The sequence below is a fragment of the Brevibacterium sp. LAARM3_SD1 genome, assembly GCF_057364765.1.
Genome location: NZ_JBNFOL010000009.1, coordinates 105,636 through 129,488 on the forward strand (window position 1 = coordinate 105,636; position 23,853 = coordinate 129,488).

22 protein-coding genes and 1 tRNA gene are annotated in these 23,853 nt (G+C 64.9%); 6 read left to right on the forward strand and 17 right to left on the reverse strand.

Annotated elements, in window-relative coordinates; genetic code table 11:
* Positions 1 to 47 precede the first annotated feature (47 nt).
* Positions 48 to 950 carry a polyphosphate kinase 2 gene (gene ppk2, locus AC2W7L_RS07530; RefSeq protein WP_486003950.1) on the reverse strand — a complete coding sequence of 301 codons (903 nt, stop codon included), beginning with the start codon at positions 948 to 950 and terminating at the stop codon, positions 48 to 50.
* A 67-nt stretch (positions 951 to 1,017) separates the two neighbouring features.
* The gene (locus AC2W7L_RS07535; RefSeq protein WP_486003951.1) at positions 1,018 to 2,304 is read right to left on the reverse strand and encodes an MFS transporter; all 1,287 of its coding nucleotides are present in this window, start codon (positions 2,302 to 2,304) and stop codon (positions 1,018 to 1,020) included.
* Positions 2,305 to 2,394: 90 nt separating this feature from the next.
* Between AC2W7L_RS07535 and AC2W7L_RS07540 the strand changes: the two genes are divergently transcribed.
* Positions 2,395 to 2,471 (forward strand) — tRNA-Leu (locus tag AC2W7L_RS07540).
* 68 nt (positions 2,472 to 2,539) lie between these two features.
* Here AC2W7L_RS07540 and bioD read toward each other — a convergent pair.
* From bioD to bioB, 4 genes are read right to left on the reverse strand one after another with little or no spacing between them, the layout of a single operon-like run.
* Positions 2,540 to 3,349 carry an ATP-dependent dethiobiotin synthetase BioD gene (gene bioD / locus AC2W7L_RS07545; RefSeq protein WP_486003952.1) on the reverse strand — a complete coding sequence of 270 codons (810 nt, stop codon included), beginning with the start codon at positions 3,347 to 3,349 and terminating at the stop codon, positions 2,540 to 2,542.
* Entirely contained in the window at positions 3,346 to 4,479 is a 1,134-nt protein-coding gene (locus AC2W7L_RS07550) for an aminotransferase class I/II-fold pyridoxal phosphate-dependent enzyme (protein ID WP_486003953.1), read from the reverse strand. Before AC2W7L_RS07550 ends, bioD begins: the two co-directional genes overlap by 4 nt.
* Entirely contained in the window at positions 4,476 to 5,801 is a 1,326-nt protein-coding gene (locus AC2W7L_RS07555; protein WP_486003954.1) for an adenosylmethionine--8-amino-7-oxononanoate transaminase, read from the reverse strand. The genes AC2W7L_RS07550 and AC2W7L_RS07555 overlap by 4 nt, the downstream gene beginning before the upstream one ends.
* A gap of 13 nt (positions 5,802 to 5,814) precedes the next feature.
* Entirely contained in the window at positions 5,815 to 7,035 is a 1,221-nt protein-coding gene (gene bioB, locus AC2W7L_RS07560) for a biotin synthase BioB (RefSeq protein ID WP_101545145.1), read from the reverse strand.
* A 71-nt stretch (positions 7,036 to 7,106) separates the two neighbouring features.
* Here bioB and AC2W7L_RS07565 point away from each other — a divergent pair, with 71 nt between their 5' ends.
* The gene (locus AC2W7L_RS07565) at positions 7,107 to 7,586 is read left to right on the forward strand and encodes a hypothetical protein (RefSeq protein WP_062241559.1); all 480 of its coding nucleotides are present in this window, start codon (positions 7,107 to 7,109) and stop codon (positions 7,584 to 7,586) included.
* Here AC2W7L_RS07565 and AC2W7L_RS07570 read toward each other — a convergent pair.
* Entirely contained in the window at positions 7,574 to 7,963 is a 390-nt protein-coding gene (locus AC2W7L_RS07570) for a winged helix-turn-helix transcriptional regulator (RefSeq protein ID WP_101545149.1), read from the reverse strand. The genes AC2W7L_RS07565 and AC2W7L_RS07570 overlap by 13 nt on opposite strands.
* A gap of 114 nt (positions 7,964 to 8,077) precedes the next feature.
* Between AC2W7L_RS07570 and AC2W7L_RS07575 the strand changes: the two genes are divergently transcribed.
* Complete coding sequence (locus tag AC2W7L_RS07575; protein WP_486003955.1) at positions 8,078 to 8,683, forward strand: NAD(P)-dependent oxidoreductase; 606 nt, start codon at positions 8,078 to 8,080, stop codon at positions 8,681 to 8,683.
* A 161-nt stretch (positions 8,684 to 8,844) separates the two neighbouring features.
* On the opposite strand, the gene AC2W7L_RS07580 is transcribed toward AC2W7L_RS07575, so the two are convergent.
* The 5 genes from AC2W7L_RS07580 to AC2W7L_RS07600 all read right to left on the reverse strand — a co-directional run bounded on the left by AC2W7L_RS07580 (position 8,845) and on the right by AC2W7L_RS07600 (position 13,528).
* The gene (locus AC2W7L_RS07580; RefSeq protein ID WP_486003956.1) at positions 8,845 to 10,218 is read right to left on the reverse strand and encodes an NAD(P)/FAD-dependent oxidoreductase; all 1,374 of its coding nucleotides are present in this window, start codon (positions 10,216 to 10,218) and stop codon (positions 8,845 to 8,847) included.
* 91 nt (positions 10,219 to 10,309) lie between these two features.
* Complete coding sequence (locus AC2W7L_RS07585; RefSeq protein WP_486003957.1) at positions 10,310 to 11,554, reverse strand: S8 family peptidase; 1,245 nt, start codon at positions 11,552 to 11,554, stop codon at positions 10,310 to 10,312.
* Positions 11,551 to 12,498: a Ppx/GppA phosphatase family protein gene (locus AC2W7L_RS07590; RefSeq protein ID WP_167194835.1), complete on the reverse strand. Its 948-nt coding sequence runs from the start codon at positions 12,496 to 12,498 to the stop codon at positions 11,551 to 11,553. The genes AC2W7L_RS07585 and AC2W7L_RS07590 overlap by 4 nt, the downstream gene beginning before the upstream one ends.
* Before the next feature lie 8 nt (positions 12,499 to 12,506).
* Complete coding sequence (locus tag AC2W7L_RS07595; RefSeq protein WP_083532591.1) at positions 12,507 to 13,034, reverse strand: DUF501 domain-containing protein; 528 nt, start codon at positions 13,032 to 13,034, stop codon at positions 12,507 to 12,509.
* Positions 13,034 to 13,528 (reverse strand): FtsB family cell division protein, encoded by a 495-nt coding sequence (locus tag AC2W7L_RS07600; RefSeq protein ID WP_062241545.1) that lies wholly within the window; start codon positions 13,526 to 13,528, stop codon positions 13,034 to 13,036. The genes AC2W7L_RS07595 and AC2W7L_RS07600 overlap by 1 nt, the downstream gene beginning before the upstream one ends.
* 518 nt (positions 13,529 to 14,046) lie before the next feature.
* On the opposite strand from AC2W7L_RS07600, the gene AC2W7L_RS07605 reads away from it, so the two are divergent.
* Complete coding sequence (locus AC2W7L_RS07605) at positions 14,047 to 15,054, forward strand: DUF559 domain-containing protein (protein ID WP_486003958.1); 1,008 nt, start codon at positions 14,047 to 14,049, stop codon at positions 15,052 to 15,054.
* Positions 15,055 to 15,484: 430 nt separating this feature from the next.
* On the opposite strand, the gene eno is transcribed toward AC2W7L_RS07605, so the two are convergent.
* The 5 genes from eno to mfd form a co-directional block, all read right to left on the reverse strand.
* Positions 15,485 to 16,765, reverse strand: a complete 1,281-nt coding sequence (eno, locus tag AC2W7L_RS07610; RefSeq protein WP_486003959.1) for a phosphopyruvate hydratase — start codon at positions 16,763 to 16,765, stop codon at positions 15,485 to 15,487.
* Between the two features lie 76 nt (positions 16,766 to 16,841).
* A complete protein-coding gene (locus tag AC2W7L_RS07615) occupies positions 16,842 to 17,672 on the reverse strand; it encodes a tyrosine-protein phosphatase (protein WP_486003960.1) in 831 nt (276 codons plus the stop codon).
* Entirely contained in the window at positions 17,669 to 18,175 is a 507-nt protein-coding gene (locus AC2W7L_RS07620; protein WP_486003961.1) for a MazG nucleotide pyrophosphohydrolase domain-containing protein, read from the reverse strand. The genes AC2W7L_RS07615 and AC2W7L_RS07620 overlap by 4 nt, the downstream gene beginning before the upstream one ends.
* 63 nt (positions 18,176 to 18,238) lie before the next feature.
* Positions 18,239 to 18,433: a CsbD family protein gene (locus tag AC2W7L_RS07625; RefSeq protein ID WP_062241540.1), complete on the reverse strand. Its 195-nt coding sequence runs from the start codon at positions 18,431 to 18,433 to the stop codon at positions 18,239 to 18,241.
* A gap of 120 nt (positions 18,434 to 18,553) precedes the next feature.
* Positions 18,554 to 22,156 carry a transcription-repair coupling factor gene (gene mfd / locus AC2W7L_RS07630; protein WP_486003962.1) on the reverse strand — a complete coding sequence of 1,201 codons (3,603 nt, stop codon included), beginning with the start codon at positions 22,154 to 22,156 and terminating at the stop codon, positions 18,554 to 18,556.
* Positions 22,157 to 22,258: 102 nt separating this feature from the next.
* Here mfd and AC2W7L_RS07635 point away from each other — a divergent pair, with 102 nt between their 5' ends.
* Both AC2W7L_RS07635 and AC2W7L_RS07640 read left to right on the forward strand, forming a co-directional pair.
* Positions 22,259 to 23,524 (forward strand): arylsulfotransferase family protein, encoded by a 1,266-nt coding sequence (locus AC2W7L_RS07635; protein ID WP_486003963.1) that lies wholly within the window; start codon positions 22,259 to 22,261, stop codon positions 23,522 to 23,524.
* Entirely contained in the window at positions 23,521 to 23,730 is a 210-nt protein-coding gene (locus AC2W7L_RS07640) for a hypothetical protein (RefSeq protein WP_486003964.1), read from the forward strand. The genes AC2W7L_RS07635 and AC2W7L_RS07640 overlap by 4 nt, the downstream gene beginning before the upstream one ends.
* Positions 23,731 to 23,853 lie beyond the last annotated feature (123 nt).

Here is a 23,853-nt window from a genome sequence, read left to right on the forward strand (position 1 = left end):
GGCCGGGTGGTCTTTCCCCTTCCACCCGGCCGAATTTCTGTCCGGAATCAGTCGTCGACGGCGTCGCGGCCGCGGCGGACCAGAAGCGGGTCGGCTTCGTAGACGACCGACGGGTCTTTGTCCTCATAGTCGAACTGGTTGAGGAAGTAGCGCATCGCGTTGAGGCGGGCGCGTTTCTTGTCATTGCTCTTGATCGTGATCCACGGAGCGTGGTCGGTGTCCGTGCGGCGGAACGTCTCTTCCTTCGCCTCCGTGTAGTCGTCCCACAGGTCGAGGGACTCGAGATCCATCGGTGAGAGCTTCCACCGCCGCACCGGGTCGATCTGACGGATCGCAAACCGGGTCCGCTGCTCTCTCTGGGTCACGGAGAACCAGAACTTCGTGACGTGGACTCCGGAGTCGATGAGCATCTTCTCGAACACGGGAGCCTGTTCCATGAAGGTCTCGTATTCGCCGTCGGTGCAGAATCCCATGACTCTCTCGACGTTGCCCCGGTTGTACCAGGAGCGGTCGAACATGACGATCTCCCCGCTCGTGGGCAGGTGGGAGATGTAGCGCTGGAAGTACCACTGTCCGGCTTCGCGGTCGGAGGGTTTGTTGAGTGCGACGACGCGGGCGGCGCGCGGGTTGAGGTGTTCGGTGAAGCGTTTGATCGTTCCGCCCTTGCCAGCGGCGTCACGACCTTCGAAGACGATGACGTGTTTGGCGCCCGTGTCCTGACCCCAGTACTGGAATTTCAGCAGTTCGACCTGCAGTCTGTACTTCTCGAGTTCGTACTCTTCGCGGTCCATCTGTTCGTCGTACGGGTACCCTTCCCGCCAAGTTTCGACGGCCCGGCCCATGGGGTCGATGAGGTGCGGATCCGTGGTCTGACTGTCCTCGACGGTGTATCCTTCGAGGCGGAGTTTGTCGATGTACTCCCGCAGATTCTCTTGGAACAGATTGTTCACGAGATCCTTCCCTTTCGCTGTCGACACCGGGGTGTGCCTCGTGCACGATAATGCGCCGAGATGAATATCAGGTTATGCGATCGACGTCGCGTCGCGGGATGATTCCGACGCTCAATAGTGGCGCGATGGCGATGAGTCCGAAGGACAGCGGATAGCCGAACGCCGTCACCAGAGCACCGAATCCGGGGCCGAGCAGGGCCGACATGACGAACTGTCCCGTGTTCTGGGCTCCCAGCGCCTTGCCCGACCAGCGCGGTCCGGCGGCTTCGGCCACCGCGGCGAAGGCCAGTCCGTTGTCGGCCACGGAGACGGCTGAGGCGAGGATGAAGACGACTGCGGCGACAGCGGGGAGCTCAGTCAGCGACAGGATGGCGATGGCCACCACGAATATCACGGCGGCGACGGCGACGATGCGCATGAGGCCGACGCGGGATCCCGTGCGGTCGGAGAGCGCGCCGACGACCATGCGGCCGACCGCGCCGATGATCTGCGCGATCGCGACGATCGCTCCGGCGGCGCCCGCGCCGATCCCCTGGACGACGATGAGCCAGACGAGTCCGTAGGTGGAGAACGCGAACTGCGGGACGACGAGGAGCGCGGAGACCGCGTGGATGCGCCACAGGAAGGAATCGCTGCGGTAGGGATTGATCGCCGAGGCGGCGCTGGGCTCCCCCTCCCCCGCCGAGGCGGTGCCCGGTCCGTCCTGTTCGTGGCGTTCTGTCTCCGGTTCGGTGTCGCGGCCGGGGTCGGCCACCTCGGCGCGGGTGGGGGTCGGGTCCGGTGGGTTGCGAATGAGGGCGAAGCAGACGAGGGCGAGGACGCCGGTCACGGCGGCGACGAACCAGAGGTAGGCGGGGAATCCGCCGGCCGCGGCGATCCCCGGGATGGTCACGGCGGCCACGCTCGTGCCCAGGGGTTGGGACATCTGGCGGATGCCCATGGCCAGCCCTCGGCGGTGGCGGGGGAACCAGCCCATGACGACGCGGCCGGAGGCAGAGTTCACCGAGGCGGCTGCGGCACCGGAGGCGGCGATGACGATGACCATCCAGATCGGCGAGTCGACGACGAGGACCGCGGCGGCCGAGAACACAGTCGTCAGCCCGATTCCCAAAGTCATCGCCAGACGTTCGCCGAAACGGTCGGCGAATGCGCCCCAGGCGATGAGGGTGAGGATGAGTCCGAAGCTCGGTGCGGCAGCGACGGTGCCGGCCTGGGTGAGTGTGAACCCGAGGTCGGAGTGCATGTATGGGATGAGGAAGGCGGGTCCGGCGATCGCGATGGTCGCCGCCATCTGCGTGAGGACGCCGACGACGAGGATCACCCAGGCCTGTCTGGTGGGTCCGTTCGTCGTCATCGCTCCAGGTTAGCCGTGTGCCCGGATCGTCCGCGGGATGTCTCAGATCGCGGTGGCCGGGCTTTGCCGATAAAGTGTGTTCTGAGCATTCCCCCTATAGCCCAATCGGCAGAGGCAGTCGACTTAAAATCGATTCAGTGTGGGTTCGAGTCCCACTGGGGGGACCATTGAAATTGCTTCTGACCTGAGGCGATTCACAGCGAGGACCAGGCCGATTCCTTCACCGCCTCTGCGCTCAGGACAGGCGCAGCCACCCAGGTGCCCGGGCAGAGAACTCGTTCCGATCGAGCCTGTCTCCGACTCCGGCGGGAATCGCTCCGAGGACAGGTGCCATCGCCGACAGTGCAGCCCAATTGTCACGGTCAACCGGAGACGCCTTTTCGGGCCACGAACCGATGATGATGCCGGTGGTCGAAACCCGCCGTCTCTCAAGGGCTTCAGCGGTGAGAGCAGTGTGGTTGAGGGTCCCTAGGCGGGAGCGGACGACGATGGCGGCGCCGACCGAGTTTTCTCCCTCCGACAGTCCGGCTGCGATGTCTGCGACGGTATGCTCTCCGAAATCGACGAGGACTCCCCCGGACCCTTCGATGAGGACGTGGTCGGCTTCGGTTCGTGCGAGTGCCGTACGGATGAAGTCCACGTGCTCGGCTGCGCTCGGCAGATTCGAGACTCCGTCGGCCCTTGGGGAGTCCGGATCGGGTGGTACAGCGCCAGCTGCCTCATCATCGACCGACTTGAGCCCGTCCCATTCGGCTTTGGCGGCGGGAACCGGAGCCATCGGCAGGCGGAGGGTGGTGTTCGTGAACGTATGGATGCCGGTCAGCCGAGCCACGGCCTCCGCGTCGGATTCTGTGACGACGTCGCTGTAATCGGACTCGAGCTGCTCACGTTCAGGATCGTCGAACCTGATATGCCCCGTCTGGATCGGCTTGCACATGATCACTCGACGTCCAGCCGCATTCAGTGCCGCGGCCAACGCCGCGGTGGCGATGGTCTTGCCGACGCCGGTGTCCGTTCCGGTGACGAGCAGGAAGCGCGGGATCATGCCGCCGACTCCGCAGCGCAGATTTCGGCGATCGCCCGAATGCGCTCACAGGCGTAGGCCAGCTCCCCAGGGCTGAGTCCGGCACGAGCTGTCAGCCGCAGACGCGTGATGCCGTCGGGCACCGAAGGAGGGCGGAAACAGCCGACGAGGATCCCCTCCTCGCACAGCAGTTCGCGCGCCCGGACGCCTGATTCCGGACTCGGCATGGGAACGGACAGCACGGCACCGGCCGGGACCGGCACATCAAGTACAGCTGCCAGTTGTGAGCGGGCGGCCTTCATCGACGCCACCCGCTCAGCGGTAACGAGGTCGAGTGCGGCACGCGCCGCGGCCGCCATGGCAGGGGAAAGACCGGTGTCGAAGATGAAGGTGCGAGCCGTGTTGACCACAGCATCTCGGACGAGACCGGCTCCCAGCACAGCCCCTCCCTGGGAGCCGAGCGCTTTCGACAGCGTGGCGGTGACCACGAGGCGGTCGCGGAATTCGCTCACCGCGGCGGCCGCTCCCATTCCGACGGCGGTCTCGGCGCCGGTCACACCGATCCCGTGCGCTTCGTCGACGAGCAGCAGAGCGTCGTAACGAACGCAGAGGTCAATAAGACAAGGCAGGTCCGCGGTGTCACCGAATACGGAGTACACGGATTCGACGACGACAAGCGCCTCTGGCTGCTGACGACCAGCCAAAGCGGCTTCAACGGCCTCCAGGTCGTTGTGGGCGACGATTCTCGTCGGAGCTTTTGCCAGACGGCAGGCATCGATGAGTGACGCATGGTTGTGGGCGTCGGAGATGATGAGAGTATCAGGGCCGGCCAGAGCAGTGACGGCGGCGATATTAGCCAGATAACCGCTGGAGAAGGTCACACACGCAGGGTGCCGCAGCCGTTCGGCCAGCGCAGCTTCCAATCGGTGGTGGGCGTGTGTGGTCCCGGTGACGAGTCGCGATGCGCTGGCCGAGGTGCTGCTGCGTTCGATCTCCTCGATCGCTGCGGCACGCACCAGCGGATGCGCCGAGAGCCCGAGGTAGTCGTTCGAGGCGAGGTCGAGTCCGTCGAGCACGAGGTCACTGCGATGAAGACCGACAGCACTTCGGCGCTCGGCGGCTGCGGAAAGGCGGGAGAAGAGGGCGTTCACGATGCAACCTCGAACTCGCACCCATCCCCGTGTGCCGCGGCTGCCGCGACAATCGCCTTCGTGATGGTGTCCACCACCGCCGGAGTCGAGATATAGGGCGGCATCGTATAGATGTGCTGCCGAAACGGCCGCAGCCACACCCCGTGTTCGGAGGCTATGCGCGTGGTCAGCGCCACGTCGACCCGGCGGTCGAGTTCGACGACGCCGATGCCGCCGGTCACCCGCGCCTCGATGACATGATCCAGCCGCCTGGCAGGAGCGAGGCCCGTTTCGAGGGCCTGAGAGATCCGTCCAATGGCCGGCTCCCAGCCGCTCGTCTCGTCATCGATGAGGAGGCCGACAGACGCATTTGCCGCAGCACACGCCAGGGGATTCGCCATGAACGTGGGCCCGTGCATGAGCGCCCGGTGGGACGAAGTGGTGATGACGTCGGCAACCGTTCCACTGCACAGCAGCGCCGCCAATGTGAGATAGCCGCCGGTCAGAGCCTTGCCCAGGCACATGACGTCCGGGGTGATCCCCGCGGCTCGACAGGCGAAGTCAGAGCCCGTGCGTCCGAAGCCGGTGGCGATCTCGTCGGCGATGAGTACGGCATCGATCTCGGTGGCCAACCGCCGCAGTGACTGCAGGGCGGCGGGGTGATACGGGCGCATACCTCCGGCACCTTGGAAGAGGGGTTCGACGATGATGCCGGCGATCTCTGCCCCGTGCGCATCGACGAGGTTTTCAGCCTTGACCAACCATTCGTGCACCTCGGCAGCGGACGCCTCCGGCAACGGCGGACGAGGCAGGAACAGCTGGGTTGCGAGCAGCCCGGCGAAATCGTTGTGCATTCCCCCAACCGGGTCGCACACGCTCATCGCCCCGGTGGTGTCACCATGGTAGGCACCTTCGAGGGCAAGGAAGCGCCTGCGGTCGCGGCCGCGGGCCAGCTGGTATTGGATGGCGAGCTTGAGCGCGACTTCGACCGAGACCGAACCCGAGTCTGCGAGGAAGACATGGTCGAGTCCGTCCGGTGTGACTGCGACGAGCCGCTCGGCTAGTTCGACGGCCGGTTCGTGGGTGAGACCGCCGAACATGACGTGCGAGAACGATCCGATCTGGGTGGTCAGTGCCGCATCCATGACCGGATGCTGGTATCCGTGGACGACCGACCACCACGAGCTCATCCCGTCGAGCAGTCGATGCGTCGATCCCGAAGCATCTCGCAACTCCACATAGGGCCCATCTGCGCCGGTGACCGAGAAGTGCGCGCCGGCGTCGAGCGGACCGTAGGGGTGCCACAGCAGGCCGGAATCGCGTTCGAGCGTGCTCGTCGGCATCCGTTGTCCCGCCTCAGACATTGGGCGTGAGCTCTGTGCCCGCGCCGCGGCGCCGGATCGTCGGAATCATCACTCCGGAGTCGTCGGCTTCTTGACCAGCCGTCGGCAGAGGTTTGCCGCACGGCAGGGTGCTCGCGGTCTTTGCTGCCTCAGCGGACGTTCCGTCGCTCTTCATGTCGCCGGGCGCCACCTCGGCGAAGGCGGCCTGATGGGCTGCCCGGTGAGCCTTGAGCTCATCACGCAGTCGTTCGGCACTCTCTGCTCCGACGATCTCGAAGCCTCCGTCGACGATCATGTCGAGGTCTTCCTCGGCGGCCTGCCCCTCCGAGGTCAGATAGTCGCCGAGGAAGAGCGAATTGGCCACATGCAGCGACAGCGGCTGCAGCGTACGCAGGTGCATCTCCCGACCTCCGGCGATGCGCAGCTCGCGGTCCGGGCACAGGAATCGCACGGCGCAGAGAATCCGCAGGCAATGCTGCGGGGTCAGAGTCCAGGTTCCTTCGAGCGGTGTGCCGTCGAAGGGAATGAGGAAGTTGACCGGGATCGAATCGGAGTCAACGGCCTTGAGCGATTCGATCGCCTCGATGATCTGCTCGTCCGTCTCCCCCATTCCGACGATCAGCCCCGAGCACGGGGAGAGCCCTGCACCACGCGCCTTGTCCACGGTGTCGACACGGTCGGCGAACGTATGAGTCGTGCAGATATCGGGGTAGAGAGATTCGGCAGTGTTGAGGTTGTGGTTGTACGCGTCGACGCCGGCGTCCTTGAGTCGCTGTGCCTGACCGTCCTTGAGGAACCCGAGGCAGGCGCAGACCTCGACGTCGGGACTGGATGTCTTGATCTCCTCGACCATCCCCGAGACGCGCTCGACGTCCCGGTTCGAAGGACCGCGTCCGGACGCGACGAGGCAGACCCGCGAGGCTCCCCCTGCCAGACCGAATTCCGCCTGCCGCTTCGCCTCATCCTTCGGCAGCCATGAGTACTTGAGAATGTCGGCTTCTGAGCCCAAACGCTGCGAGCAGTATCCGCAGTCCTCCGGGCAGAGTCCCGATTTGAGGTTGACGAGGTAGTTGACCTTGACGCGATTGCCGAAATGTTCGCGGCGCAGCCGGGAGGCAGCGGCGACAAGGTCGAGGAGGTCCTCGTCGGACGACGACAGGATCGTGCGGGCATCGGAGGCGGTGGCCGGATCGCCGGCGAGCACGCGCTCGGCGAGTGTTTGATAGCTATCCATGTTGTCATTATTGAACACTGTTCAATAGAGTGCCAAATCACACTCTCCGCCCGAACAGGCAGAATGGTGTTATGACCTTCGTCCTTCTCACCGCCCGCGATCATCCCCGGTTCGTCGACGGCACCGATGATCCGAACCTCGCCGAGGCGGCCGGACCCGCCGTACTCATCGCCGTCGACAGCGCTGCCGACGACTCCAACTCCGGCCCTGACATCGGCAGCGAGGCGCCGTCGCTGAACGCATGCATCGACGCCCCCTACCGTCCTCTCGCCTACCGTGAGTCGGGAGCCGACTGGTCGGACATTGATTTCGAGGCCGCCGATCATTGGGTGCAGATGGGACCGGAGCTGCGGCGCCGCCTCGTCGAGGATCAGCTCGCGACGCTCGCTGTCGGAGAGTTCAAGGTGGCGACGAACAACGGCAGCGCCTCGATCATCACGAACAACTGGGTGTACTCGGGCTCACCGCGCACCTACCGCGCCGCGGGCCGCCTGAGAGAGCTCATCACCGTACTCGGCGAACTCACCCGCAAGGCCGATCAGCGCGCCTGAGCATCATCGATCTCGGCCTGGCGATCACGATTGTCGATCAACTCGGCGACATTGCGCTCGGCCCACCTCCGCAGCGCGGTCACGGGAGCCTGCAGCGAGCGACCGAGATCGGTGAGCGAATACTCCACCCGCGGGGGCACTTCCCCAAACGACTGCCTGGTCACCAAGCCGTCGGCGACGAGTGATCGCAGCGTCGAGGTGAGCACCTTCGGGGTGATGCCCCCGATCGCCTGTCGGATCTCGCCGAAGCGCTTCGGGCTGTCATCGAGGATCTCGATGATGAGCACCGTCCACTTGTCACCGACCCGATCGAGGATGACTCGGGTGGGGCACTCCGGATCGAAGGCATCGCCTTCCCAAGAATCTCGGATTTTCATGTCCCAATAGTATCTTTGAGGTACTCCCTTTCCAAACGATAGTGTCGAGATGTCATCACAGAAGAATCCACCTCGGCGCCGCGAACCCGACGCCGCAGCAGAAAGGGACACACCATGAAGATCGCACTCTTCGGAGCATCCGGAATGATCGGCTCCCGCGTCACCGCCGAGGCGGCCGGCCGCGGCCTCGACATCACCGGCATCACCCGCTCGGGCAGCGACGTGCCCGGTGCCGCCCGCAGCATCAAGGGCGATATGGCCGATGCCGAGTTCGACGCCCGCATCGTCGCCGAACACGACATCATCGTCTCCACCACCGGTCCCAGCCGCACCGGCGGGGACCACCAGGAGTGGCTCGACGCCCTGAAGACCTTGGCCGAGAACAGCGGCAACACCCGCATCTTCGTCGTTGGCGGCGCCGGTTCCCTGTGGGTCGGTGACACCATGCTCAAGGACACCGAGGGCTTCCCCGCGATCTACAAGGCCGAATCGGAGACCGGCACCCGTGCGCTCGAGCTGCTGCGGACAGGCAACTGGTCGCCCTGGACGCTCATCTCCCCCGCACCGGAGATCGCCCCCGGGGAGCGCACGGGTTCATACAAGACCGAGCTGGAGGTCCCGGCCGGTGACGCAATCTCGGCCGAGGACTTCGCGGTCGCCATGGTCGATGAGATCGTTGAACCGAAGCACATCGATGTCCGGTTCACCGTCGCGAACTGACCGAACTGACGGTCGATGACCATGCGTGGCGGCTCCCGACGCCCAGAGGAGAGCCAGCCACTCGCGGTCATGCGAACATGACAGCGCCGGGGATGCACAATGCATCCCCGGCGCTGTCGTCTCATCAGGGCTTGTCGCCGGATGGCACCGGCTGCCTCGAGTCAGGCCTTGGCAGGCTCCTTCTTGGGAGCCGGCTTCGAGTTCGCGGCTTCGACGAAGTTCTTGCGCGGAACATCGAGATCGGCCAGCGGCATGGCATCGCGGCCGAGGACGGCGCTGACGAACCAGTTGCCGAAGACCCTGACCTTGCGGTCCATGGTCGGGATCGCGTAGCCGTGGTAGGCACGGTGCATGAGCCAGGCGAGGAGTCCGCGGGCTTCGAAGTCACCCATCTGCGAAACGCCCTTGTACAGACCCAGACCGGCAACCGTACCGATGGTCTTGTGGAAGTACTGCTTGAACTCGGTCTCTCCGCGCAGAGCGGCGAGCACGTTGGCGGCCAGCACAGGAGCCTGACGCACAGCGTGCTGAGCGTTGGGAACGCAGAAACCGGCCACTCCGCCGCCGGACAGGTCGGGCACAGCGGCGTTGTCGCCAGCGGCCCAAGCGCCCTCGACGACTCCGTCATCGCCCTCGACCCGCAGGTCGGCGCGCACGGTGACGTTGCCGCGCTCGTTGATCGGCAGGTCGGAGTCGATGAGCATCGGGTTGGCCTTGACGCCGGCGGACCACACGATCGTGTCAGCGTCGAACTCTTCGCCGTTAGAGAGCTTGACGTGCTTGTCGGTGCAGTCCTGGAGGAACGTCTCGAGGTAGACGTCGATTCCGCGTTCGCGCATGTGCTCAACGACCCAGCGGGCCTGAGCCTCGCCGACCTCGGGCATGACGCGGCCGAGGGCCTCGACGAGGACGAAGCGCACATCGGCTTCGGTCAGTGTCTCGTACTGGGCGATGGCCGAGCGGACCATGTCCTCGAGTTCGGTGAGCAGCTCGATGCCGGCGAATCCGCCGCCGACGAACACGAAGGTCAGGGCCTTGCGACGCTCTTCGTCGTCTTCCATCAGTGCGGCATCGGCCAGGCGGGAGAGAAGGTGGTCGCGCAGGGCGACGGCCTCTTCGATGCGCTTGAGCGCGATCGCGTTCTCCTTCAGGCCCGGGATCGGCAGCGCACGCGCGACCGAGCCGGAGGCGAGCACGATGTGGTCGTAGTCGAGCTCGAACGCTTCATCGTTCTCAGGTTCGATGGTGGCGAACTTCTCGGCGTGGTTGATCGAGGTGACCTTCGCGGTGATGACTTCGGCGCCCGGCAGGTTACGGCGCAACGGCACCACAGCGTGACGGGGCTCGATCGAACCGGCTGCCACCTCGGGGAGGAACGGCAGGTAGGTCATGTACGGGTTGGGGTCGACCACGGTGACGGTGGCTTCACCCCGGCCGAGGTTCTTCAGCAGATTCTGGGCGGTGAGCAGGCCGACCGAGCCGCCACCGACGACGAGGATTCGTGGACGCAGTTTTGAGTTTCTGATGAGTGCCATATCCCCATGCTAGACCCTTGTGAAAACTTTCACTAATTGTTTGTCGCACGGATTCGAACGCCCCAGATCAGAGCAGTTTCTGCGCCCGGTCTCAGCGGCGACGGCGGGCGAAGGAGACGATCGAGACGATCATGAGGACCAGGGCGATCAGGGCTCCGGCGCCGAGAACGGCGAAGCCGAGAGTCGGCGTCGACTGTGTGGCGACGATATCGGTCGGTGCGAGAGCCTTCGGGCTCTCGGTCTCATCAGGTGCGGCGGGTTCGGTCTCTTCTGCCTCAGCATCCCCGCGACGATGCATCTTCACCCAATCCGCCAGTTCATCATCGGCGGAGGACACGTCCTTGGGCACTTTCGCCTTGACGGCGGCTCGTGGGTCGACGCGACCCCAGCCGACGATCGGGTCGGGCTTGTCCTTCTTGCTCACTCCCTTGTGTCCGTCCACCGGCTTGGCGCTCGACTGCAGCTTGGCTCGGACCTCGTCGGCGCTGAGATCCGGGTTCTCGGAGCGGATGAGGGCCGCCACACCGGAGACGACAGGTGAGGCGAAGGAGCATCCCTGACCTTCGGCGTAGCCGCCGCTGTAGTACGGGATGGGAATGTCTTTGGCCGGGCCCATGAGGTCGACGGCGGTGCCGGGCGCGGTGGAGTCCTCGAGAACCTTGCCGTTCTTGTCGAGTCCGCCCACCCCGATGACGCCAGGCACGGTCGACGGCGACCACGCCTGGGTCGCGCCCTGCGAGGCGTTGCCGACGCAGGCGACGATGAGCACGTCCTTCTTGTAGGCGTAGGCGAAGGACTCGTCCCAGCTCTCCGGCCAGCCCGGATCGTCCCAGCCCAGAGACATGTTGATGACCTTCGCGCCGGAGTCGACGGCCCACCGGATGGCCTCATCGGCCTGTTCGCGGGTCGATCCGGATTCCTTCGGGCGGTCGGGTCCGAGCCACATCGATGCCGACAGGATCTCTGCGTCCGGGGCGACTCCGGTCGGTCCGGCGCCGACTCCTCGCCCGGCGATGACACCGGCCACGGCGGTGCCATGGTGAATCGTGGTCTTCCCGCCGATCGGGGTCTTGCCGTCCTTGCCCAATCCGCTGAAATCCTTGGATTTCTTCACCACGCCATCGAGGTTTTCGTGGTCGGTGTTGACGCCGGAGTCGATGACAGCGACCTTGACGCCCTTGCCCGTGGATTTCTTCCAGACCTTGTCGATTCCGTAGTCCTTGATGAACCACTGGCCCGGCCCGGCCTTCGGTGCGGCCACGACCGGCTGGGTGGTGCCGACGACGAGGCCGAGGACGACGGCCGTGACGGCGAGGAGTCGAGCGGCGGCTCTCACGAGCTCGTCAGCGCGAGGTCGAGTGCGGTCCCGTCGAGGATGTCGGTTTCGGAGATCCGAATATCGAGTGATCCTCCGGCGGCTGTCACTGCCTGGTCGAAGCGAGCGACGATCCGGGCGAAGAGCAGCGATCCCGCGCCGATGACATCGACGCGTCCGGGATGCATATACGGCAGGTCCGTGCGTTCCTGACGGTGCATGGCCAGGAGTTTGCGGGATTCTTCTGCCACGTCCGCGACGCTGATGTGGGCGCCGTGGATGCGCTCACGCTGGTAGCTCTCGAGTCCGAGGATGCCTGCGGTGATGGTGGTGACGGTGCCGGCGACGCCGATGAAGGTGCGCGGGGCGGAGAAGTCGACGATCTGCGCGGCCTGGTCGAGCTGCCTGTCGATATCGGCAAGCGCTGCCTGGATCTGGTCCTCGGAAGGAGTCTCGACTGGCATATGGCGCTCGGTCAGACGCACCGAGCCGATGTCCATGCTCACTGCCGCTTGGACATCCTCGTGGCCGAGGACGAGTTCGGTGGATCCGCCGCCGAGGTCCATGACGACATACGGTCCGTCAGCCTCCTTGAGGCCGGCAGTGGCGCCGAGGAAGGACAGACGGGCCTCTTCCTCTCCTGCGATGACGTCGGGAACAACGCCCAAGATCGAGAAAATCCCGGCGAAGAACTCATCACGGTTCTTCACGTCGCGGCTGGCCGAGGTCGCGACGAATCTCAGCTTCTCCGGCTGGTACTCGGCGGCCACCTCGGCGAATTCCTTTGCCACGGCGAAGGTGCGCTCAAGCGCTTCGGGAGCGAACTCGCCGGTGGCGTCGACACCTTGGCCGAGGCGGACGACCCGGGTTTCGCGGCGCAGGTCCGTGAGGGTGCCGTCGGCGGCGACATCGGCGATGAGCAGGCGCAGGGAGTTCGTCCCGCAGTCGAAGGCAGCAACACGCATGGCAGGTCCTAGTCGGTCGGTTCGGTGGTGGCAGCGGCTTCGGCGAGGGGCGGCACATCGGTCATGAACGACAGTGCACGGTCACCGATCGGGTTGACGCCGAGCCCGGAGGACAGCGAATGGCCGACGAGGGCGTGGAGGCATTTGACCCGATTCGGCATTCCGCCGGCGGAGTAGTCCTTGATCTCTTCGACTTCCGCCAGGCCGGCTGCGGAGCCGATCTCTGAGCGGACGTCGAGGTAGGCCCGGTGTGCGGCGGCGTAGGCGGCGGCGAGTTCTTCGTCTTCACCGATCTCGGCGGTCCATTCGGCCATGATTCCCGATGCTTCCAGCCGTGAGCATTCGGCCACATAGGCGGGGTGGGTGAGGTAGAAGGTCGTCGGGAACGGTGTGCCGTCCTCGAGGCGCGGAGCCGTGGCGACGACGAGGGGTTCACCGGAAGTGCTGCGGGCGGCGATGCCGACGACGCCTCGGGGAATGCGTCCGAGTTGGTCTTGGAGGACAGCGAAATCCGCCTCGGTGCACTCTGTGATCATCAGCTCTTCTCCACGGTGTTGCCTGTCTCCTGAATGGACTCCAGCAACTCAAGGTACCAGGCCTGCTTGCGAACCGGCTGTTCGGGCTCGGACTCCTCGTCCACGGCTTCCTGATTCGTGACGATGACCGCGTTCTTGCCCTTCTCCACGTAGTACTGGTCTTCGCGTGCCTTGCGCTTGATGTAGTCGGGGTCCCGGAGGTTCTCGTTCTTCTCCTCGAGGCTCTTGACCTCGGCCTTCGTCGTCTCGATCTCGTCGTTGAGGGCCGCGATCTGCTGGGCCTGTTTGAGTGCGGAGTTCAGGGGCGAGAGGAAGGCGAGGAGGACGATGGCGATGACGAGGAGGAAGATGCCGGTGCGCATCGACATGCGGCGGCCCCTCGCCTCGGCGTCCATGTCGGCATCGGATTCGATGACCGGTTTCGGGCGTCGACGAGGAGTGGCTTTGCCAGGAGCCGATTTCGGGGCGCTTCTTCTGGGCTTGCTCGGAACCATGCTTCTTTCCTCTGCGACTGGGGATCGGGGAAGAGTGTCGCAACATCTCCAAGTGTGCCGTGTCCGCATTCTCTGCGCGAGGATTTCGGGCTCGTGGCGTGTTCGATTCTCACGTATCCTCCATCACGTTGCCTCGCGCTCCCTCCTCGCCCGCCCGCGCCCCTCCGCCCCTCAGCCCTGCTGCCTGCCCCTCCTCCGGACGCCTCCCTGTCCTGAACTATCGCAGCCCCGCGCGCCGCCTCGGTCCCTCCTACGCGGGCACCCCTCACCTCCGCCGCCAAACCCTCTCGGCAGTCGCTTCTCCTACACCTGCGGAGGCACCCCTCACCCACAGCAGTAAACCGCCCCGCACCTGCGGTGCGTTTTGCGTCTCCGGGTGGCTGATGCCGGCAAATTGCCACCTGCGACCAGCTGAACCGACCCGAACCTCCCGCTCGAAATACTCTCTTTCCACAGAGTTATACACAATCACACAGGCGTTTATTGCGGTTCATTGCGGTTTGTAGCATTTTGGGTTCATGTACAAACTCTTGAGCACCGAAGAAATCGTCCGTCTCGGCTTCAATCACAGCGACATCAGACGCGCCCGCGGATGCTGTCTGCGACGACTGTCACGCGGCACATATCTCGTCAGTCGTGTCTGCGATCTGGACTTCCATCGTCCTCTGTGGGCGAGCATCGACGAGCAGATCCACCAAGCCTTCATCGAACACGGAGACAATCGCGACGAGATCAACAATCTCAACGCCTCGGTGATGGCTCATTTCGCCCAACGGTCCGATCGGAGAACCGACGACTCGAAGCCGAACCCACCGGCGGAGGTCTTCTCGCACATCTCCGCTGCGCTCATCCACAATCTGCCGATCTCCCACCCAGTGACGCACCAGGTCGAGGTCGTGCGACCAGGAATCAATCGAAAGTTCAAAACCATCCACGTCCGCGGCAATGTCATCCCCAAGGAACATCGCACAACGATCGATGGAGCCGAGGTCACTACGCTCGAACGCACACTCATCGACGTCGCCCGCAGCTACAACCTCGACGTCTCCGTGCCCATGATCGATGATGCGCTGCACCGGAAACTCACGACCAAAGAGTACATCCTCGCGACACTCGATAGATGCTTGGAGAGGCGCAACGTCAAGAAAACCCGACTGGCCATCGACCTCGCTGATTCGCTTAGAGAATCCCCCGCCGAGGCGGTCGCCGCAGTGCGATTCTACGAACATGGAATCACCGGCTTGGAACCACAGGTCACATTCCGCGCCGACAGTCTGAACCGCGACATACGGGTCGACTTCTGTCACCGGCGGGCGCGGCTCATCGTCGAAATCGACGGGATCGGCAAGCTCTATCTCGGCTCTGGTGTTCCTCGGCAAGAGCTCGAAGAGGAACGTCGTCGAGAGCAGTGGCTGCGCGATCGTGGCTGGCGTGTGATCCGAATCAGCTGGAAGGAACTCTTCGAGGAAGCGAAGTTCGAAGAGATCCTCCGAGCCATTCGCTGTTCACAGCGGGCTCATGCCTGATCCTGCAATAAGCATCCCGCACTGTCAGCCGCACCCCACTCCCCTTAGCTCGAGTTCAGCGGCACCAGCCGTGCGATAGACGCGAGGTCATCCCGATCGGCAAGTGGCAGTTCCTACAGTTGCTCGACCATCCATCACTCGCAGCAGCTCGTCAGAGTGCTGCACCGGTGTCAATTGCGAGAAACGCGCGGGTCAGCGGCCAAGAGGCTGATTTGCGACTACTGGTGACAAGTGGAGGCGCGGACGAACGGTGCCGGCACCAGCGAATCGTCGCGGTGGCGCGACAAGCGCCCGCCTGGCGATGGCAGCGAATCGTCGCGGTGGCGCGACAAGCGGCAGCACGCCGAGGTGATAAACGCTGAGGCGGGGCCGGGCGATCGATGTGATCGTCCGGCCCCGCCTCGGGTAGTTCAGTGCCTAGCGCCTCGCCTCAGCCTTCGAAGCGCGGGAAGGCGCCGCGGCCGGCGTAGCGTGCGGCGTCGCCGAGCTGCTCTTCGATGCGCAGCAGCTGGTTGTACTTCGCGACGCGCTCCGATCGTGCCGGCGCACCGGCCTTGATCTGACCGGCGTTGGTCGCCACGGCCAGGTCGGCGATGGTCGTGTCCTCGGTTTCGCCGGAACGGTGCGAGATCATCGTCGTGTAGCCGTTCGTCTGTGCCAGAGACACCGCGTCGAGGGTCTCGGTCAGGGTGCCGATCTGGTTGACCTTGACCAGCAGCGAGTTCGCCGTGGCGTTGTCGATTCCGCGCTGCAGACGCTCGGGGTTGGTCACGAACAGGTCGTCGCCGACGAGCTGGACCTTCGAACCGATCGTCTCGGTCAGAGTCGCCCAGCCGTCCCAGTCGTTCTCGTCGAGGGGGTCCTCGATCGACACGAGCGGGTACTTCGCCAGCAGCTCTTCGTAGTAGGCGGCCATCTCTTCGGCGGTCTTCTTGCCGCCTTCGAACTCGTAGACTCCGTCGGAGTAGAACTCCGAGGACGCCACGTCGAGGGCCACGGCGATGTCCCGTCCGGGACGGTGGCCGGCGATGTCGATGGCCTCGATGATGAGGTCGAGTGCCGCGGCGTTCGAGTCGAGGTTCGGGGCGAATCCGCCCTCATCGCCGAGTCCGGTCGAGAGTCCGCGTTCCTTGAGCACTCCCTTGAGCGCGTGGTAGACCTCGACGCTCCACTGCAGAGCTTCGTGGAAGCTGGCGGCACCGATCGGGGCGATCATGAATTCCTGGATGTCGACGTTCGAGTCGGCATGGGATCCGCCGTTGAGGATGTTCATCATCGGCACGGGCATGACGTGCGCGTTCGGTCCGCCGAGGTAGCGGTAGAGGGGCAGATCAGCCGAGACAGCTGCGGCGCGGGCCACGGCCAGCGAGGTGCCGAGCATCGCGTTCGCACCGATGCGGGACTTGTTGTCGGTGCCGTCGAGTTCGATGAGCGCCTGGTCGACGAGACGCTGATCGTCGCTTTCGAGTCCGACGATGACTTCGTGGATTTCGTCGACGACGGCGTCGACGGCCTGGGTGACGCCCTTGCCCAGGTAGCGCTCCGGATCTCCGTCGCGCAGCTCCACGGCTTCGAACTCACCGGTGGAGGCGCCGGAGGGAACGCCGGCACGACCGACGGACTCATCGGCCAACAGCACTTCCACCTCGACGGTGGGATTTCCCCGGGAATCCAGGATTTCACGGGCGTTTGCGGCAACGATCTCGGCCACTGAGTACTCCTTAGCGTTTGGTTTCACATGGGGAACATGTGCCTGCAGGACAGCTTAATGCACCATGCGGGCTGGCTCACCCTCGGTCCGAGGCGGATTCGAGCAGGCATTGCCGCAGTCGCGCGGGCGTCGCCGGGTCCATCCCGTGGGCGAGCAGGTAGGCCTCGACTCCCCCGGGTGCTCCTTCGTCCTTCGCCGAGGCGGCCCAGTGCTCGGCATCGATCCGATCGAGGATCTCGTTGATGAGTTCGGGTGGGGCGGCGGTGGCGGTCTGAGCGAGGTTGCCGGAGATCCCGGCATCGGAGAAGTTCCGGGTGATCGCCTCGAGGAATCCCCCGGACAGGTGGGTGGAGGTGATCGCGTATTCGTCGACGATCTCCTGCCGTCCCACGCCGAGGAGGTCGAGCAGGAACGCTCCGATCACACCGGTGCGATCCTTCCCGGCAGAGCAGTGGAAGACGACGCCGTCGGTGCAGTGTTCGGCGATCAGATCGACGGCGGCGGCCAGTCGGTGGCCGAAGTGCGTGATCATGAGGTCGTAGATGCGGCTGAGGCTCCGGTCGGTAAGGTCCATTCCGGTCGCCTCGGCGGCGGCCTTCATCTCTTCTCTGCTCATCGGTCGGCTGGGGAAGAAATGGTCGTCGAAGACGGGCAGCTCGATATGACGGACGTCGAGGCCGTCGAGCGCATCGGGCAGCTTCGCCCGTTCGCCGATATCGCGCAGATCGATGACGGTGCCGATGCCGAGTCCGCCGATGTCGGCACGTGCTCGATCGCTCAGCTGCGCCAACCCGTCGGCGCGGAACACCTTTCCGGATCGCACTCGGTGGTCCCCCGCCTCGGTGGCGGGTCCTCCGAGGTCACGGAAGTTGAAGGTGCCTTCGATCTCGAGCCTGTCCAGACTCATCGGGTTCTGTCCTCTCCTGGCGCTGCAGCTTTCTCTTCTGCCTTGATCCGGCGGTATTCGCGTTCGACGTCCTCCAACGACGCTATCTCATCCCCTGAATCGTCGGTGAAAGCCAGGGGGTGCCGGCGGATGAGTTTGGCCTCGAGTCCGTCGATGATGGAGCCGAGACTGTGGCCGTAGGCGTGCCCGCTGCTCTCGTCGAGCAGGGCGGAGTGGAAGAGCACTTGGTAGAACACGTCGCCGAGCTCTTCGACGACGGCCGCCCGGTTCTCGGCAGTGGGCGCTGACGTGAAGTCCTCGAGCGCGACGATGAGTTCGTCGGTCTCTTCCGTGGCGTACTTCTCCAGGCTCTGGTGATCCTGTCGGCTCGACCACGGGCAGCGTCGCCGCAGCGTCGCCATGGCTTCGATCACCGGCTGCAGCTGCGGTTCGGCCCGGTCCGCTCCCGAATCAACGGTGTCCGCTCTTGGCTCGACCGCGCTCTGCTCGTCACGTTCACCCACGAATTTTCCTCCTGCCGGCACGAAAAGCCCCCACCACAGCAGCGGTGAGGGCCGAGTCGTCGGTCACTTCGAGAATTTGTCCCTGACCGATGAGCCGAGGTCCTTGACGGACTCGCCGACGTCCTTGGTCTTGGCCTTGAGCTGGTCGGTGGCGCCTTCGGCCTTGAGCTGATCGTCACCGGTCACATCGCCGATGGTCTCCTTGGCACGACCGCCGAGTTCTTCGGCATTGTTCTCGAACTTGTCGTCAACACCCATGGTGAATCTCCTTAGCAGACGGCTGAGTGAAATGCACTTGCTGCGGATGTCTCCGCGCTTCGCACTCTACGCCACCGCCTTGGTCCGTGGTCCGGTCAGCGCTGAACAGTCGAAGAGTTCTCAACCGTCCTTCGCAGCACCGGCTTCCTTGGTCCCTGTCGCTTCGGACTCGATGACGGGCAGGATGGCGTCAAGGAACTGATGTGCCCACCGCAGGATATCCGAATCGGTCATCTCCTTGGAGTCGAATCCGCTGCCCGCCATCGGTTTGGGCACGAGGACCGAGCGCAGCGCCGGTTTGAGCAGCGACTTCGGGTACAGGCGTTTGAGCCTGACCACCTGGGAGTCGGAGAGTTCGACGGGTCCGAAGCGGATGAAGTTGCCCTGCATGACGATGTCGTTGACGCCGGATGCTCGGGCGCGGATGCGCAGCCTGGCGACGTCGGCGAGGACGCCGACGGGTTCCGGATAGGGGCCGTAGCGGTCGGTGAGTTCGTCGAGGACTTCCCGCAGCTGTGCTTCGTCGGTTGCCGCGGCGAGCTTCCGGTAGGCCTCGAGGCGCAGCCGTTCGTGGTCGACGTAGTCGGCCGGCAGGTGGGCGTCGACGGGCAGTTCGATGCGCATGTCCGCCTCGGGCTCGGTCTCCTCACCGCGGAACTTCGCCACGGCCTCACCGACGAGTCGGACGTAGAGGTCGAAGCCGACGCCTTCGATATGCCCCGACTGCTGGCCGCCGAGCAGGTTGCCGGCTCCGCGGATCTCGAGGTCCTTCATCGCCACCTGCATTCCGGCGCCCAGTTCGGTGTGCGCGGCCAGGGTCGTCAGCCGGTCGTGGGCGGTCTCGGTCAGCTGAGTGTCCGGCGGGTAGAGGAAGTAGGCGTAGGCGCGTTCGCGTCCGCGTCCCACTCGACCGCGCAGCTGGTGGAGCTGAGAGAGTCCGTAGCGGTCGGCGTTGTCGATGATGAGGGTGTTCGCATTGGCGATGTCGATTCCGGTTTCGACGATCGTCGTGCACACGAGCACGTCGTACTTCTTCTCCCAGAAGTCGACGATGACCTGTTCGAGTCGGGTCTCGTTCATCTTGCCGTGGGCGATGGCGATCCGCGCTTCGGGCACCATTTCGGCGATATGGCCGGCGACGGCTTCGATATCGCGAACCCGGTTGTGGATGTAGAAGACCTGGCCTTCGCGCATGAGCTCGCGTCGGATCGCGGCCTTGATCTGCTTGTCCTCGCGTTTGCCGACATAGGTCAGCACCGGGTGCCGCTCTTCCGGCGGTGTGGCCAGGGTCGACATCTCGCGGATGCCGGTCACGGCCATCTCCAGGGTGCGCGGGATCGGGGTCGCTGACATGGCGAGGACGTCGACGTTCGTCCGCAGCGCCTTGAGCGTCTCCTTGTGTTCGACTCCGAAGCGCTGCTCCTCGTCGATGATGACGAGTCCGAGTTCCTTGAAACGCACTTCGCCGCTGAGCAGTCGGTGCGTGCCGATGACGAGGTCGAGCTTGCCGTCGGCCAGATCCTCCTTGACCTTCTCCGATTCCTGTTTGGTCTGGAACCGGGAGAGGGCGCCGATGGTGACGGGGAATCCCGAGTAGCGTTCGGCGAAGGTCTCATAGTGCTGTTGGACGAGCAGTGTGGTCGGCACCAGCACGGCGACCTGTTTGCCTTCCTGGATCGCCTTGAACGCGGCGCGGACCGCGATCTCCGTCTTCCCGTAACCCACATCGCCGCAGATCAGACGGTCCATCGGCACGGTCTTCTCCATGTCGGATTTGACCTCGTCGATGGTGGTCAGCTGATCGGCGGTCTCGACATAGTGGAAGGCGTCCTCGAGTTCGCGCTGCCAGGGGGTGTCCGGACCGAAGGCATGGCCGACCGTGGCCTGGCGGGCGGAGTACAGGCGGATGAGTTCCCCGGCGATCTCCTTGACGGCTTTGCGGGCTTTCGCCTTCGTCGTCTGCCAGTCGGCGCCGCCCATCTTGTTGAGGTTCGGGCTCTCCCCGCCTACATAGCGGGTGACCTGGTCGAGCGCATCGCTGGGGACGTAGAGGCGGTCGCCGGGCTGTCCGCGTTTGGCGGGCGCGTATTCGATGATGAGGTATTCGCGGGTGTGCTTGTTCGCACCCCTGCCCGTGGTCCGCTGCGTCATCTCGACGAATCGTCCGACACCGTGCTGGTCGTGGACGACGTAGTCGCCGGGTGCCAGGTTGAGCGGGTCGACCTGGTTGCGTCGACGGCGGGTGGGCAGCTTGCGCATATCCCGCGTCGAGGTGGCCGCCGCTCGACCGAGCACATCGGCCTCGGTGAGCACGGCGAGTTTGAGATCGTCGAAGACGAATCCGCCGAAGGACGCGGCCGTCGTCACGGTCACCAGGGCTTCGGGCAGATCGGTGGGGTCATCGACGAAGGAGGCGGGCACTCCGGCTTCGGAGAACACCTCGACCATGCGTCGGCCCGGCCCCTGGCCTTCCGTGAGGACCAGGATGCGCCACTTGTCGTGGATGAGCCCCTTGACGTCGGCGAGGATCGCTTCGACATCGCCGGCATAGCCCTTCGGGATGCGAGCGGGAACGGAGAAGATGTTCTCCTCGGGGCCCGCGAGCTCCTCGTCGGCGGCGAATCCGCCGATCTCCCACCAGGCCAGGCCGATGAGGCGAGCGCCCTCCTCCATCTCAGCGACGGTGCGGAAGCTCGCAGCCGACAGGTCGATCGGGGCCTCTCCCCCACCGGCGGCACCGGTCCAGGCGGCTTCGAGGAATTCGTTCGTCGTCTCCACGAGGTCCACGGCGCGGGCCTCGACGCGTTCGGGTTCGGTGATGATGATCTTCGACTCGGGCGGCAGCAGAGCGATGATCGGCTCCATCCCGTCGGCGAGGACGGCGGTGAGCGATTCCATGCCCTCGACGGCGACTCCGCCGGCGATCTTGTCGAGCATATCGGCGGCGCTGGGCACATCCTCGGCGAGTTCGGCCGCCCGCTTCCGCACGGAATCGGTCAGGAGCAGCTCCCGGCACGGCGGTGCCGACAGGTGCAGGGGTACGTCGCCGTCGTCGGCGGGGATGGAGCGCTGGTCGCTGACGGAGAATTCGCGGATCTCGTCGACTTCATCGCCGAAGAACTCCACACGCAGCGCCCGCTCGGACGTCGCCGGGAAGATATCGACGATGCCGCCGCGCACAGCGAATTCGCCGCGTCTGGAGACCATGTCGACGCGGGAGTACGCGAGTTCGGTGAGCCGTTCGGCGAGGTCATCGATCTCGTATTCGTCGCCGACGGCGAGCTCGACCGGTTCGATGTCGCCGAGGCCCTTGGCCAGGGGCTGGAGGAACGCGCGCACGGGCGCGATGATGAAAGTCAGCTCCCGACCGGAGGTGGGGTGGGCCAGACGGCGCAGCACCTCGAGGCGCTGGCCGACAGTGTCCGAACGCGGCGACAGCTTCTCATGCGGCAGGGTCTCCCAGCTGGGGAAGATCGCGATCGACGCCGATGGCACCCAATCGGCCAGTGCCTGAGCGAGGTCCTCGGCCTCACGCGTCGTGGCGGTGACGATGAGCTGCGGCGCCGAGGCGGCCCCATCGGTGGTGACGGTTCGGCGCAGGATCGACGGCCACAGCCCCTTGATCGCATCGATCGTGCCGCCGACGGTGTTCGCGTCGTTGAAGGCCGCGACGAGTTCGGTGATGGTGGGATTCCGGCGAGTGAGATCAAGTCCGTTGAGCACCCGAACAGTCTAGGCCACACAGCTGACACGACCCATTCGTGCCCTGTTCGCATCGGCCGAGGGGCGCAGGATAGAAAAACATGTGAGGATGAGCATATGGCCATGAAGAGAACAGTCCTTGCAGGATTGGCCGCAGCGGCGCTCCTGCTCACAGGGTGCACGGCCGATGCCGATGACGACATCGCCGTCGCCGAACGGTGGGACTTCCATTCCCGCCCCGAACTCGCCCCGCCGAAGGTCGATATCGACTCCGGGCCCTTCCCCGACGACAACGGAGACCTGCAGACGTTCCTCGCACCGAAGGGCCAGACGGCAGCCGACGACAAGTCCTGGGTCGGCGGCCTCATCCTCGACGCCGCCGGTGACCCGGTGTGGATCCGCGATGATGGCGAGCAGATGTGGGACCTGCGCGTCCAGGAGTACCAGGGACAGCCGGTGCTCACGTGGTGGGAGGGTCTGGCCGAAACGCCGCACACCGCCGGTGAGGTCGTCGTCCTCGATGATTCGTATCAGGAGATCGCCCGTGTCGGCATGGGCGGAGAGCTGCCCAAGGACACCTCCGACCTCCACGAGACGACGATCACCGCCGATGACACCATGTTCCTCATCTCCTACGTGAAGACGCAGACGGATCTGACTTCAGTCGGCGGAGCCGAGGACGGCTGGGCCTGGGAGGGCATCGTCCAGGAGGTCGATATCGACACCGGCGATCCGCTGTTCGAATGGCGCTCCCTCGATGCGGTCCCCGTCGACCAGACCGAGACGGAACTCAAGGACGGTGAGGGCACGAAGGACGAGCCCTTCGACTACATCCACCTCAACTCCGTGGCCGAGGACGATGACGGCAGGGCTCTCCTCGTCTCTGCGCGCAATACCCATGCGGTGTACCAGCTCGACCGGAAGAGCGCCGACCTCAACTGGGTCCTGGGCGGCAAGGCCTCGGACTTCGAGATGGGCGACGGCGCACAGTTCGCTTGGCAGCACGATGCCCAACGCCGATCCGATGGAACGCTGACCCTGTTCGACAACCACGCCGCACCCCGCCTCGGTGACACCCGTGGTCTGCGCCTCGACGTCGATGAGAAGAAGAAGCGTGCCGAGGTGGTCACGGAGTATCCCGCCCCCGACGACCGTTCGTCGGCAGTCAGGGGAACTTCCAGGAGCTGCCCAACGGCAATGTCGTCCTCGGCTGGGGTTCGGAGCCCTATGTCTCGGAATTCTCCAAGGACGGAAAGCTGCTGGCCGACCTCACCTTCACCGGCGGATCGAACTACCGGGCCTACCGTTTCGACTGGCATGCCCAGCCGACCGCTCCGCCGACCGCGACGAAGTCTCAGCCGCAGGCGGACATCACACGCGTGCATATGAGTTGGAACGGCGCCACCGAGGTAGCTTCTTGGAGGGTGCTCAGCGGAGACGACGAGGAGCATCTGGTCGAGAACTCCGAGGTCGAGCGCACCGGCTTCGAGACGGCGGCGGACATCACCCCGAACGGTTCGACGATCGTCGTGGAAGCTCTCGACGCGGACGGCGAATCGCTCGGATCGACCACAGCCGCCCCGCAGAACAGATAGGTCGGGACAGGTCGCGTCCGGCCGAGAAGATTTCGAGGCGATAACGGGCCTAACGGAACGATCACGATTGCTCGCAGGGCCCGGATGTTCGGGGTTCTCCAATCTTCATCGCCCACAATTGAG